This window comes from Martelella sp. HB161492 (assembly GCF_013184775.1).
Taxonomy (GTDB): domain Bacteria; phylum Pseudomonadota; class Alphaproteobacteria; order Rhizobiales; family Rhizobiaceae; genus Martelella.
On sequence record NZ_JAATVV010000005.1, the window covers coordinates 79994 to 93091 of the forward strand.

Consider the following 13098-nt stretch of genomic DNA (forward strand, 5'->3'; position numbering starts at 1 on the left):
CGCTATGATCAGGCCCTATATAACGAAAAGGTTTCGCGTGACGGATCAGTTCTACACTGTGACCCAGCTTGCCGACGAGCTTGGCCTAACGGCGAGGGCGGTACGCTTCTACGAGGTGAAGGGTCTGATCAGTCCCGGCCGCGCGGGCAAGACGCGTATCTATACGGGCCGGGATCGCGCCCGTCTTATCCTGATCCTGCGCGGCAAGCGCCTTGGCTTCTCGCTCCAGGAAATCAAGGAATTTCTGGATCTCTACGAGATCGACAGAACCCAGAAAGAACAGCTGACCGCGTTGCAGAAGGCTGTGCGAAGCCGGATTGCGCTTCTCGAAGATCAGAAGATCGCGCTCGAGCTCACGCTGAGCGAACTCAAGCAGGTTCTGATCGAAACCGAAACCCGCCTTTCGGACCGCTCGGCAAAGGATCAGCTCGCAAGCTGACATCGCCATCGTTTCGTGGCCGGTGCGGCAAAAGCCCCGCCCGGCTGCATGATGAACGGCGCCGTTTTGCGGTCCGCCGAATGACCGGCTCTGTCTTCGCTTCGCGACGGAGCGAAAGGGCCCATCCCCCGCACAACCTGATTTCCATGAGGATGCCATGATCAATGTCGTGATCGCGGGCTATCAGCGCTCGCCCTTTACCCTTGCCCAGAAGGGCGCCCTAAAACGGGTGCGTCCAGATGATCTCGCCGCCCAGGTGATCAAGGGGCTGATCGCGCGAACGGGCGTCAATCCTGAACATATCGAAGACCTGATCCTCGGTTGCGCCTTTCCCGAGGCGGAACAGGGTTTCAACCTCGCCCGCATGCTGGTGCTGATGGCGGATCTGCCGCTTTCGGTCGGCGGTGTCACCGTTAACCGCTATTGTGGTTCCTCGATGCAGTCGATCCACATGGCCGCGGGCCAGATCCAGCTGGGTGCCGGCGATGTCTTCATCTGCGCCGGCGTCGAGAGCATGAGCCGCGTGCCGATGATGGGCTATAACCCGCTGCCAAACCCGGCTTTGGCCGGAAGGATGCCGGCTGCCTATATGAGCATGGGCGACACGGCAGAAAATGTGGCGCGGCGCTGGCAGATTTTTCGCGCCGAGCAGGAGGCCTTCGCCGTTCTCAGCCAGAAAAAAGCCGCCACAGCACAGGCTGAGGGACGATTACGCGATGAGATCGTCACGATCAGCGCCGATGGATCCAGCATTTCAGACGATGGCTGCATCCGGGCAGAGACGACGGCCGACATCCTGGCCGGGCTGAAACCCGCCTTTCAGGAGGATGGTTCGGTGACGGCCGGCACATCCTCGCCGCTGACGGATGGCGCCTCGGCGGTGCTGGTCTGCTCGGAGGACTACGCCCTGGAACACGGCCTTAGCCCGCTCGCCCGCATCGTCTCGGTCGGCCTTGCCGGCTGTGCACCGGATGTGATGGGGATCGGCCCGGTCGGTGCCACGAAGAAAGCCATTGCCCGCGCCGGCATCGCCATGGATGACCTCGATATCGTCGAGCTCAACGAGGCTTTTGCCGCCCAGGCGATTGCCTGCATGCGGGAGCTCGGGCTGAAGGATGAGACTGTCAATATCGATGGTGGCGCCATCGCCCTCGGCCATCCGCTGGGCGCCACCGGTGCACGCATTGTCGGCAAAGCCGCCAGTCTGCTTGCCCGCGACGGCGGCAGGTTCGCACTCGCCACCCAGTGCATTGGCGGCGGACAGGGCATCGCAACGGTTCTGGAGCGAGTGTGATGGTTGAAATCAGAAAAGTCGCCGTCATCGGCGCCGGGGTGATGGGTTCCGGCATTGCCGCACAGGTGGCCAATGCCGGTCACGAGGTTCTGCTGCTCGACATCGTGCCGGAAGGGAATGAAAACCGCAATGTCGTCGCAGAAACAGCGCTTGAGAAAATGAAAAAGGCGGATCCCGCGCCCTTCATGTCGAGGCGGGCCATGGGGCTGGTGACAGCCGGCAATATCGACGATGACCTTGAGCAGCTGGATCAGGTGGACTGGATCATCGAGGTGGTGGTCGAACGGCTTGATATCAAGCAGGCACTCTATCGCCGGATCAATGCCGTGCGCCGCAAGGGCACAGCGATTTCCTCCAATACCTCGACCATTCCGCTGAAGACACTTGTCTCGGGCATGCCGGAGGATTTTGCCCGCGATTTCATGATCACCCATTTCTTCAATCCGCCACGCTACATGCGACTGATGGAACTGGTGAAGGGAGAAAAAACCGACCCGACTCTGGCGGCGCTGGTTGCCGATTTCGCCGACCGCAAGCTCGGCAAGAGCGTGATCGCCTGCCATGATCGACCCGGCTTCATCGCCAACCGGCTTGGCGTCACCTGGATCCAGCTTGGTGTCATCAAGGCGATCGAACACGGACTGACCGTCGAGGAAGCTGATGCGGTGATGGGGCGTCCCTTCGGCATTCCGAAAACCGGCATTTTCGGATTGATCGATCTCGTCGGCCTCGATCTGATGCCGCATATTAGCATCAGCCTCAAGGCCGCACTGCCCGAAGGCGACCTGTTCCACGACACCAATGTCGACCTGCCGCTGGTGACGAAAATGATTGCCGAGGGTTATACCGGGCGCAAGGGCAAGGGCGGTTTTTACCGTCTGAACCGGTCCGGCGGCGAGAAGATCAAGGAGGCGATCGACCTTGATACCGGTGAATACCGGCTTTCCGAGAAACCCTCAGATCCGTCGCTGAAGGCAGCGAAGAAGCCACGCGAGGTCATGGCGCTTGACGATCGTCTCGGCGCCTATGCCTTTTCGGTGATGGCGGCAACGCTTGGCTATGCTGCATCCATCGCCGGCGAAGTGGCCGACGACGTAGCCGCCATCGATGAGGTCATGCGGCTTGGCTATAACTGGAAGTGGGGCCCCTTCGAACTGATCGACATGATCGGCGCCGACTGGCTTGTGTCGAAAATGCAGGCTGAGGGCATAGCCGTGCCCCCGCTTCTCGAAAAGCTCGACAATCGCAGCTTCTACCGGATCGAAGACGGGCGCCGTCAGGTGCTCGGTCTGGATGGGGTCTATCGCGATGTTGTCCGCCCGGACGGGGTGATCATGCTGGAGGACATCAAACGCGTCAGCCAACCCTTGCTCAAGAACGCATCCGCAGCGCTGTGGGACCTCGGCGACGGTATTGTCTGCTTCGAGTTCACCTCCAAGGCCAACGCCATGGATGCCGAGATCATGGCCTTGCTCGACAAGACGATCGGCCTTGTAAAGAAGCGCTTCAAGGCACTGGTGATCTATAATGAGGGCACGCATTTCTCCGTCGGCGCCAATCTTGGCCTGGCGCTTTTCGCCGCCAATATTGCTGCCTGGGGCGAGATCGACAAGCTCGTCTCGGCCGGGCAGTCGACCTATCTCAAACTGAAATATGCCGAATTTCCAGTCGTCGCAGCCCCCTCCGGCATGGCGCTTGGCGGCGGCTGCGAAATCCTGCTCCATTCCGATGCCATTCAGGCGCACGCAGAAAGCTATATCGGCCTTGTCGAATGCGGCGTCGGCCTTGTGCCGGCCTGGGGCGGCTGCAAGGAAATGCTGACCCGCTGGCAGACCAGCGGCAAGCTGCCCAAGGGGCCGATGCCGGCGGCGGCGAAAGTCTTTGAAATGATCTCCACGGCCACGGTCTCCAAGTCGGCTGAAGAGGCCCGTGACATGATGATCCTGCGCCAGCACGACGGAGTCACCATGAACCGTTACCGGCTGCTGGCTGATGCCAAGAAAAAGGCGTTGGCAATGGTCGATGGTTACCGACCGCCGCTTGCCGACGAGATCATCCTGCCGGGACCTGCTGGAAAGACCGCAATGGTGATGGCGGCCGAAGGCTTTGCCCGGCGCGGTATCGCAACGCCCCATGACCTCACCGTGGCCGGTGAACTTGCCACCGTTCTTTCCGGCGGCGACACAGACATCATCGACCGGATTGGCGAGGCGCGCATTCTCGAACTTGAACATGAAAGCTTCATGCGTCTGGTCAGAACCATCCCGACATTGCAACGCTTTGAAAGTGTTGTCGAAACCGGACGCCCGCTGAGGAATTAGGCCCATGCAAGTCTATAACGCACCGATCCGGGACATGCGCTTCGTACTGCACGAACTGATCGGCATGTCCGACTATCAGACCCTTCCCGGCCTTGAGGAGGTGACGCCTGATCTGGCCGATGCCATCCTGGAGGAGGCAGCGCGATTCTGCACCGAGCAGTTGCTGCCGATCAACGCATCCGGTGATGAGGAAGGCTGCCGTCTCGAAAATGGCATCGTGCGCACCCCAAAGGGGTTCCCCGAGGCCTATAAAGCCTTTGCCGAAAGCGGCTGGACCGCCATGTCCGCCGATCCCGAATGGGGCGGGCAGGGCCTGCCCGAAGCGCTCAACAAGCTGGTCGAGGAGATGACCTGTTCGGCCAATCTGTCATTCGGACTTTATCCCGGCCTCACCCACGGCGCCTATACCGCATTGGTGGATCATGCCTCGGAAGAACTGAAACAAGCCTATCTGCCGAAATTGGTCGACGGCACATGGTCGGGCACCATGTGCCTCACGGAAGCCCATTGCGGAACCGATCTCGGACTGCTGCGCACCCGCGCCGTGCCGCAGGATGATGGATCTTACCGGATCACCGGATCGAAGATCTTCATTTCCGCCGGCGATCATGACCTGACCGAAAATATCATTCATCTTGTGCTTGCCCGGCTTCCCGATGCGCCGCCGGGTGTCAAAGGGATCAGCCTGTTTCTGGTGCCGAAATTCCTGCCAAAGGAAGACGGAATGCCGGGCCCGCGCAATGGCGTTTCCTGTACGGCGCTAGAGCACAAGATGGGCATCAAGGCATCAGCCACCTGCCAGATGGCCTTTGATGATGCGAAAGGGTGGCTGGTCGGCGAAGCACACAAGGGCATGCGCGCCATGTTCACCATGATGAACAATGAGCGGCTTTCCGTCGGTATTCAGGGTCTGGGCGTCGGCGAGGCGGCCTATCAGGGGGCGGTAGCCTATGCGAGGGAACGCCTGCAGGGCCGGGCGCTGTCCGGCGCCAAACATCCCGACAAACCGGCCGACCCGATCATCGTTCACCCGGATGTGCGGCGCATGCTGATGACGATCCGCGCCAACACCGAAGGCTGCCGCGCCCTCGGTGGCTGGGTGGCGCGCACGCTCGATATGATGAAACATCACCCGGACCCGGCGGCGAAAGCCGAAGCGGAGGATTTTGCCGCGCTGATGACGCCGATCGTCAAGGCGCTTTTTACCGATCTTGGATTTGAAAGCGCGTCAATCGGCATGCAGATCTATGGCGGCCACGGCTTCATCCGCGATCACGGCATGGAGCAATATGTCCGCGATGCCCGCATCTCGATGATCTATGAGGGCACCAATGGCGTGCAGGCGCTCGACCTCGTCGGCCGCAAGATGCCAGCGCATATGGGCCGCTACCTGAGAAGCTTCTTCCATCCGGTTCTGGCAGAAATAGACGCCGCTATTGATGACGAACGGCTGGCACCGCTTGCCGAGCCGCTGGCAAAGGCCTTTGGCGGGCTGCAGCTTGCAACGGCGAAAATCGCCCAGATAGGTCTTGGCGACCCGGAAGAAGCAGGCGCCGCAGCCAGCGAATATCTGCGGCTGTTCGGACTGGTGGCACTTGGCTTCATGTGGCTGAAATCAGCAAAGGTGGCCCATGCGGCGCTGGCGGGTGACTGTGACGATCCGGATTTCTACAGGGCCAAGCTGGTGACCGCCCGTTTCTATATGGACAGGATCCTGCCACAGGCAGCAGGCCTCATCGCCGCCATCCGCGCCGGCAAGGCGTCGATGATGGATCTGGATGAAACACTGTTTTGAACAGGTCCCACTGGATCGGGACGAAAGTCGTATTCGCCTTTCGTCTCATCTCTGGTTAGGATAGCGCAATCACCCCGTTGAGGAGCGGGGTAGGAGAGGAGCGTTATGGCAGAGCTTGCAACCTTGGTTGCGGCCATGGAGGAGAAGGCCGCTCAGCTGGAGACGCTGGGATATCGTGTCCGCTTCGATCTGACCGATGGTGGAACCATTCTGCTCGATGCAGCAGATGGCCAGACAACAATACATGAAGCGGAAGGCTCCGCAGAAGCCGATACGATACTGAAACTCTCATCCGACAATCTGGCGAAGCTGCTTGCCGGTCGCCTGAGTCCAATGCTGGCTTTTTCGACGGGCCGGCTGAAGCTGCAGGGATCACAGGGGGTTGCCCTGAAGCTGCTGCGTCTGCTGAATGTGGATTGACCAGATTCATGCGGTCCAACGGCGCACCCGGACCGCTATTTCGCGCGATTCACATTCCTTTCCGGAAACGTGAATCGCGCTTTTTTATTCGGCGGCCGCGGCCTTCCATTCATTCCTGATCATCGAGCGGCAGCGTCACTATTACCCTGAGGCCGCCTTCGGCGCGATTTTCGAGCGCGATGTCACCGCCATGGGCGAAGATCGTCGTCCGCGCAATGGCAAGGCCGAGACCGACGCCGCCAGTCTCGCGCGAGCGCGACGTTTCGAGACGCACGAAGGGTTCGAACACCCGCTCCATATTGTCCTCAGGAATACCTGGCCCCTTATCATCAATACAGATGACGGCGTGTCGTTTGTCGACACCGGCCGAAACGCTGGCTTCGTGGCCGTAGCGGATGGCATTCTCGACCAGGTTGCGCAACGCCCGGCGCATCGCGGTCACCCTGAGCCGCAGATGAATATCGGCAATCGCGCCAGTATGCACGGTGCCTCCGGTCTCGCGACAGGTCTCTGCCAGCGAAAGCAGAAAGTCGCGAAGCGACACATCCTCGGCCGGTTCGGCGACGGTTGCACCACGGGAGAAGGACAGCGTCGCCTCGACCATCTCCCGCATTTCCTCAATGGTTGCGGTCATGCGCTCACGGGTTTCCTCATCATCGACCATTTCCACACGAACCCGCAGCGCGGTAAGCGGCGAGCGCAGATCATGGCTTAGCGCGCCGAGCAATTGCGTGCGCTCGCGCACGAAGCGGTCGAGGCGAGACTGCATGTCGTTGAAGGATGTCGCGAGCTGACGCATCTCGACCGGCCCGCCAAGCGGCAGCGGCTCAACATCCTCGCCGCGCCCGAGCCGGTCCGCGGCGCGGCCGAGCCGTTTCAGTGGCCCGACCAACCGGGCCAGTGCAAACCAAAGGACGGCCGCGAGCAATGCGGCGGTGAGCGCAAAGGGTGCGGCTTCTTTCCAGACCCACTGATAGGGCGGATCGCGAAAACGCGACGTGACATTCAGCCAGTTGCCGTCACTCAGCGCCACGGACAGATTGAGCTCGATCGCACTGACCGGTTCGCGGTTCTGTGGCTGGCCGCTGCCCGGCTGGCGCATAGGGCGCATGCCCTGCATGCCGCCGCCCGTCATGGCTCCGAGCCCCTGCCCGGAGCCACCGCCCATCATCCCGCCACCCTCAGGCGCGGGCAATGGGGCAGGGGCGGGTGGCGGCGGCGGAGCTGAATGAACCGTGTTGAGTTCGACGCGAACGGCCTGAGGATCGCTATTGCCGAGGGCGACCCTGATCCGCTGGCTGACCCAAGAGGGAGCCGAACCCTTGCCATCGGCGACCGAGGGCGTGTCGGAGACGGCAAACTGCACCAGCGTCGAACTGGCGGCTTTGAGAATATCCGGCCAGAGGTCCTGCGGTGCGTCTTCAAGAAGGCGTGCGGTATTGCCGGTCCGGTCCGTCGCCTCAAGCGTCAGAGCCGAACGCACGGCAAGCGCGCGCTGATCGACAAAAAGCCACAGCGTCAATGCCTGCGCCAGAGCAAGCGCAATGACGATCAACAAGATGATCTGTCCGCGCAAGGTCTTTGGCAGCAGCGATCTCATGACAGCCGCTCCACATCGACGGCGAGGCTGTAGCCACCGCCGCGCACGGTGACGATGATCTCGGGTGCTGCCGGATCATGCTCGATCTTGCGTCTCAGCCGGCTGATCTGGTTGTCGATCGTGCGGTCGAAGACGTTGGCGGCGCGGCCCGCAGTGGCATCGAGAAGCTGATCACGGCTCATGACGAAACGTGGCCGTGCCAGGAGCGTGGTCAGGAGGCGGAAATCGGCGGTCGTCAGATTTTCCTCGCGCCCATCTGCTGCAATCAGTCGCCGCGTGTCCGTGTCAAGCGTCCAGCCGGCGAAGCGGAGTTTCTCACCTGTCGGCGCACCGGCGATCTTCGGCTGGCGCTCGGAGCGCCTGAGGATGGCCCGGATCCGCGCCAGCAGTTCACGCGGGTTGAACGGCTTCGGCAGGTAGTCATCAGCACCGACCTCAAGTCCGATGATCCGGTCGGTTTCCTCTCCAAGGGCGGTCAGCATCAGGATCGGAACAGAACCTTCCGCACTGAGCCGCCGGCAGACGGAGATGCCGTCTTCACCCGGCATCATCACATCAAGAACAATCAGATCGAACTGCCCGGCGCGCAGCTTCTCATTCATCTCTCCGGCATCGCGCGCCGTCGTGGCGCGGAAGCCATTGCGCTCCAGATAGCTGCGCACGGCATCACGGATTTCCCGGTGATCGTCAACGATCAGGATATGCGGTTCTTTTGTCATGTTTACGTTTTAGCGCAACTTCGGCAGGGGACGTGGAAAACTGTGTCGCGATTTGTATCAGAAGCCCGCGCTGCGACAAACGGATACAATTAGGGGTCTTTTCGGCATCGCCCTGCGACAGGCGGCCACCAGATTGGGGTCATCGGAACATCGAACACAAGAGGTGATGTTATGAAACGCAATCTGATCCTGGCAACCAGCCTTGTAGCAGTCCTTCTCGGCGCATCGGCCATCCCGTCGTTCGCACAGGATGTCACCGGCAGCGTCAACGCACCGCGCTATGCCACTCAGCAGACCGCCACCAATGGCAACGGTCCGATGAATGCCGGCCCGGGTCAGTTTGCCGGTCAAAACAATGACGGACCGCGCGGTAACATGATGGCGATGCGCGGCCAGGGATATGGCCAACAGGCAAGTGGTCCCCAGGACGCCGGCCCGACCATGATGAATGGTCAGGGACCCGCAGGCATCGCACAGGGCAATGGCCCGATGCGCGGCAACTTCCAGCCCCCGGCCGATTGCGACCAGAGCGGCCCGCATGGTCCGGTTGGTGATCGCGGCCAGGGCTTCAATCGCGGACCGGATCAGGACCGCATGCAGGCCAATATGAACGGCCCGCGTGGCGAAATGCGCGGCCCGGGCTTCGGCCCCGGCAATGGCCAGCCCCAGTTCAACGGTCAGCCGGCCAACGGCCCGCAGCGCGGCTTTGACCGTGACGACATGGGCGGCCGCATGATGGCCATGCGCGGACATGATGACCGTCCGGCCTATGGTCAGGGCATGATGGGCAATCGCCAGGCGCCCGGGCCCCAGCAGGGTTTTGATCGCGACAATATGCGCGGTGGCCCGCATGGTCCCGGTCTCCTGACCAATGTCCAGAAATATGATGCCAATGGCGACGGCTTCATCACGCTGGATGAATTCCAGGCCTTCGTCACCGATACCGGCCGGCCAATGGTCGAACACCGCTTCGAAGCGCTGGACGCAAATGGTGACGGCAAGGTCGCAATCGCCGAGCTTCCCGGTCAGCGCGCACCGCTGAACCAGGCACAGCAGGCCCCGCAGTTCCAGCAGGGTCAGCCCGGCACGCCACCCGCACCGCGCGGCATGGGCGGCCCGATCCAGCAGAACTGATGCCTGATCCGCTTTCATGACACGACCACAGGGGGCGCCGGAGCAATCCGGCGCCCCCGGCTTGTCTGGCCCTGATGGCTGGAGGCTCGCCAGCATAAGTTCCATAAGATCGATTATCTTACCTGAGATTATAGAAGCCACTTGATTGTGCGACAGTTTTCGCCTCTGGACGCACTGGTTCAAGCCAACCGTCGAGCCAAGGATGGCGCAGTGCGGCCATGCGCTCAACCAACTGCACCTCGAGCCGGATCAACTGGCAAACGACCTGCGCTGCCACGAGAGCCGGTGTGATGGTCGGCAGCTCACGTTTTCCCATGATCGCAAGCGCATCATGCTCGGAGAGACCGAGACCACGCGCGACTTTGTCGGCAAATACGAGGACAGCTGCGCCGCGATTGCAGAGACGAAGGAGTACAAACCAAGCAGCAGGAGGCCCGGTCAATCGCCTGCATCGCGCTCCAGAGAGAAGAAGACGTTCTTCGGCATGGCGGTGGCGCGAGTTTGACCGTCTGCGGACCCTCTCAGCATCTGCAGAAAATCTCAGCCTCTTCTCCGCCGCAAAGCCAGCCAGAGCTGTGATATATCTGGTCTCGGTCTGTCTGTTTTACTCCCGCCCGCGCCTGTTGGAGACATTTCTATGTTGCGCAACCCGCAACAATTCAAAGCGGTTGCGACAGTAAATGTGGCCAACAAGTAACAATGTCCCGGCTCTACAAACTAGGAATGTCACCCTGCCCATTTGTGAACGACACGCAGGAGATAGCAGATGAGACTGATAACAATCAGCCAGCGGAATCTGCAGCGAGACGATATTTTTCGAAGGTTTTCTACGGGTACACATCATCCGAACTATCGAGGTCGTTGCGTTCTGGTTCTTGTTGGAGTAGCCGAAAGGCATATAGAGTGAATCTGAAACGCCCAAATTATGTTTGGGTCCTAAGGGGTGAGACGCGATTTATGAGTGATGCAAGTAATATTGTTATGCCGAAATGCGATGAAGCCGCGGTCAACGCTTATCTGACCGAAGCTGCCAAAAGTGTTTCTGATACGAAGAGCATCGCAGCCGATATCGTTGCGGCCGCTGAGCTCTGCATCGCATCGCTGAAATCGGGCGGGAAAATCATCTTCTGTGGGAATGGCGGCTCTGCCGCTGATGCCCAGCATCTTGCCGCGGAACTGATGGGACGTTTCCTGATTGATCGCGACCCTTTGCCAGCGTTGTCTTTGACCGTCGATACCTCCGCCCTGACGGCGATCGGCAATGATTACGGTTATGAGAAGGTGTTTTCACGACAGCTTCGCGGTATCGCGCAAAAGGGTGATGTCCTGTTTGGCCTCTCGACCAGCGGCAACAGCAAGAATGTCGTTGAGGCATTCGCGGTCGCAAAGTCGCTTGGGGTGAGCACCATTGCGCTGACCGGGGCAAAAGGCGGGAAAATGGCTGAGGAAGCTGATGTCCTGCTTGCCGTTCCACATGACAAGACAAATCATATTCAGGAAGCTCACATTGCCGTTGGCCATCTGATCTGTGCTTTCGTAGAGGCCGCATTGTGCTCACCCAAGCTGTAATTCTCTGAGGTCGCCTCGGCCCGAGCCTCTGGGGCGCTTCTACCTTTTCCGTCAATGGTTTCGACAGCGCCCCACATGCGCGGGGCGCCCCCCCAATTGCCGCGACGGCGCGATCGCTGGACAACCCTATCGGTTCATGCGATCCTGAACGCCGCGTCAACACGATGTTCCTTCGCTTCACCTCCGGCAAGCAATCACCAGAAGCCTTGTTGAGCGCCGACGCGACATAACGGCAATTTAAATCAGTTTTACGCGCCTGGAACCGATCATACGCTGCGAGACATAAATGGTTTTACTACTTATCAGGATAGTGACTGCGATCGCATTTCTATTCGGCATCGTGTCATTACTCATAACAGGTCAATATATCATCTACATTTACTTTATATTGATCGGATTCTTTGCATTTTCATTTACATTCATGAATACCCATTCAAGCTTCCAACAAGATGAAAAAGATGACCGATCCTGACGATGGGATCATATTTTTCCAATTAAAATGACGAAATATATTAAGAAGCTTCGGATATGGCTGTCACTCGTTTTTATTCAGCCTTAATCAGCAAAAAATCCATTAGTGACAGGTCGACATCGGTCCGATTATAGAATTTATACTTAGGATTATTTTCGGCACAAAATTTAATCCAGCTGGAGCCACGATGCCAAGGCAAAAACGCCTCTTCCTCATCTTCATGCCGGCCACCCTGCTCACGGTCATCCTTCTCGCAAAGCACTATCAGTTACAGATTTCATATCTTTTTGCCGTTGCTTATCTTTTCTGGGCCTATCTTGAGATCGCATTTGCCGTCCTTGTCGCCTTTACCGCAATCGTCTTCGCCAGGGCGCGGTGGCCGGCAGCTTTTGTGCTCACGGTTCTGGCGGCAAGCCTGATCTCGCCCTATTTGTCTGACTATCGAAAGAATGGTCCAGCGACCGGTCAGTCGCTCAAAGTTATTACCTATAATTGGCTTGGCGGGAACCGTGATCGCAGCGATATCTATCGCTGGATCGCCCAGCAACAGCCTGACATCATGACCATTGATGAATTCAACGCGCGCGATCTTGATGCGACCACGCGCCTGTTTCCGTTATTCCCCTATCGCAGCAAGCTTGCCCAGGACAACATCCTCCTTTCCAAATATCCGATCATCAGGCAAAGGATAACCCAGGTTGGGAGCCGGGCGATTTTATATGCCAAGCTGGATGTGAACGGTTCCCGGATCGGCGTCTGGTCGATCCACCCCTCAACCTTACGGAATTTTCCGGAACTGGCTGCCCGCAATGACTATCTTGCCATGCTGGCAGAGCAGATCGGATCCAGGCAGACAGAACCAATGCTGATGATGGGTGATTTCAATGCCACCCGCTGGGACCCGAATTTTCAGCATGTCGTCAGCCAGGGAAAGCTGCATGAGGAACCGAGATTGCTGCCGTTCCCGACACGAATGGCCGTGCGACGCGGTCTGCAGTCGCTCGGATCGCCGATAGATCACATCCTAACCAACGGCCGCAACAAACTGTCGGACTGTTCGACAGGGCCTCTTCTCGGATCGGATCACCGCCCGATGATCTGCACGCTGACACTGGAACAGTAAAGCGGCATCCGAACAGCCTCTGGCCGGAACCCGGAATGACCGGCCTGTTCACCGCGCGTTCCGACCAGTCGCTGTCGCCCGCGACGCGGTATCCAAGCAACAGCCCCTTCTCTTTTGCGATCGCACCCTGACGATAAAAGCGGTTATTCGCATTACTTTGGTTTTGCATGTTGCAAGCGCCGGAATCATTTGATCAAGATGGGAAAAACGGA

At 59.3% G+C, this 13098-nt stretch carries 11 protein-coding genes; 9 read left to right on the top strand and 2 right to left on the bottom strand.

Annotated elements, in window-relative coordinates; all coding sequences use genetic code 11:
• The first annotated feature begins 37 nt into the window (after positions 1 to 37).
• From HCK86_RS09745 to HCK86_RS09765, 5 genes are all read left to right on the top strand, one after another.
• Complete coding sequence (locus HCK86_RS09745; protein WP_348641062.1) at positions 38 to 439, top strand: MerR family DNA-binding transcriptional regulator; 402 nt, start codon at positions 38 to 40, stop codon at positions 437 to 439.
• Between the two features lie 157 nt (positions 440 to 596).
• Positions 597 to 1733 (top strand): thiolase family protein, encoded by a 1137-nt coding sequence (locus tag HCK86_RS09750; RefSeq protein WP_176084276.1) that lies wholly within the window; start codon positions 597 to 599, stop codon positions 1731 to 1733.
• Entirely contained in the window at positions 1733 to 4054 is a 2322-nt protein-coding gene (locus tag HCK86_RS09755; RefSeq protein ID WP_176084277.1) for a 3-hydroxyacyl-CoA dehydrogenase/enoyl-CoA hydratase family protein, read from the top strand. Before HCK86_RS09750 ends, HCK86_RS09755 begins: the two co-directional genes overlap by 1 nt.
• A gap of 4 nt (positions 4055 to 4058) precedes the next feature.
• A complete protein-coding gene (locus HCK86_RS09760; protein WP_176084278.1) occupies positions 4059 to 5849 on the top strand; it encodes an acyl-CoA dehydrogenase C-terminal domain-containing protein in 1791 nt (596 codons plus the stop codon).
• A 105-nt stretch (positions 5850 to 5954) separates the two neighbouring features.
• A complete protein-coding gene (locus HCK86_RS09765) occupies positions 5955 to 6269 on the top strand; it encodes an SCP2 sterol-binding domain-containing protein (protein ID WP_176084279.1) in 315 nt (104 codons plus the stop codon).
• Positions 6270 to 6378: 109 nt separating this feature from the next.
• On the opposite strand, the gene HCK86_RS09770 is transcribed toward HCK86_RS09765, so the two are convergent.
• Both HCK86_RS09770 and HCK86_RS09775 read right to left on the bottom strand, forming a co-directional pair.
• Positions 6379 to 7869 (bottom strand): ATP-binding protein, encoded by a 1491-nt coding sequence (locus tag HCK86_RS09770; RefSeq protein ID WP_176084280.1) that lies wholly within the window; start codon positions 7867 to 7869, stop codon positions 6379 to 6381.
• The gene (locus HCK86_RS09775; RefSeq protein WP_176084281.1) at positions 7866 to 8588 is read right to left on the bottom strand and encodes a response regulator; all 723 of its coding nucleotides are present in this window, start codon (positions 8586 to 8588) and stop codon (positions 7866 to 7868) included. Before HCK86_RS09775 ends, HCK86_RS09770 begins: the two co-directional genes overlap by 4 nt.
• Before the next feature lie 171 nt (positions 8589 to 8759).
• On the opposite strand from HCK86_RS09775, the gene HCK86_RS09780 reads away from it, so the two are divergent.
• The 4 genes from HCK86_RS09780 to HCK86_RS09795 all read left to right on the top strand — a co-directional run bounded on the left by HCK86_RS09780 (position 8760) and on the right by HCK86_RS09795 (position 12886).
• Positions 8760 to 9722, top strand: a complete 963-nt coding sequence (locus HCK86_RS09780) for a hypothetical protein (RefSeq protein ID WP_176084282.1) — start codon at positions 8760 to 8762, stop codon at positions 9720 to 9722.
• Positions 9723 to 9867: 145 nt separating this feature from the next.
• Positions 9868 to 10227, top strand: coding sequence for a hypothetical protein (locus HCK86_RS09785; RefSeq protein ID WP_176084283.1), 360 nt, complete (start codon positions 9868 to 9870; stop codon positions 10225 to 10227).
• 398 nt (positions 10228 to 10625) lie between these two features.
• Positions 10626 to 11291 carry a D-sedoheptulose 7-phosphate isomerase gene (locus tag HCK86_RS09790; RefSeq protein ID WP_348641063.1) on the top strand — a complete coding sequence of 222 codons (666 nt, stop codon included), beginning with the start codon at positions 10626 to 10628 and terminating at the stop codon, positions 11289 to 11291.
• Positions 11292 to 11950: 659 nt separating this feature from the next.
• Positions 11951 to 12886, top strand: a complete 936-nt coding sequence (locus tag HCK86_RS09795; RefSeq protein WP_176084284.1) for an endonuclease/exonuclease/phosphatase family protein — start codon at positions 11951 to 11953, stop codon at positions 12884 to 12886.
• Positions 12887 to 13098: the final 212 nt, after the last annotated feature.

Excerpts from the sequence above, each read along its gene's own strand:
- HCK86_RS09750 (WP_176084276.1), top strand. The coding sequence starts at position 597 with ATGATCAATGTCGTGATCGCGGGCTATCAGCGCTCGCCCTTTACCCTT.
- HCK86_RS09780 (WP_176084282.1), top strand. The coding sequence starts at position 8,760 with ATGAAACGCAATCTGATCCTGGCAACCAGCCTTGTAGCAGTCCTTCTC.
- HCK86_RS09765 (WP_176084279.1), top strand. The coding sequence starts at position 5,955 with ATGGCAGAGCTTGCAACCTTGGTTGCGGCCATGGAGGAGAAGGCCGCT.
- HCK86_RS09795 (WP_176084284.1), top strand. The coding sequence starts at position 11,951 with ATGCCAAGGCAAAAACGCCTCTTCCTCATCTTCATGCCGGCCACCCTG.
- HCK86_RS09775 (WP_176084281.1), bottom strand. The coding sequence starts at position 8,588 with ATGACAAAAGAACCGCATATCCTGATCGTTGACGATCACCGGGAAATC.
- HCK86_RS09770 (WP_176084280.1), bottom strand. The coding sequence starts at position 7,869 with ATGAGATCGCTGCTGCCAAAGACCTTGCGCGGACAGATCATCTTGTTG.
- HCK86_RS09755 (WP_176084277.1), top strand. The coding sequence starts at position 1,733 with ATGGTTGAAATCAGAAAAGTCGCCGTCATCGGCGCCGGGGTGATGGGT.
- HCK86_RS09760 (WP_176084278.1), top strand. The coding sequence starts at position 4,059 with ATGCAAGTCTATAACGCACCGATCCGGGACATGCGCTTCGTACTGCAC.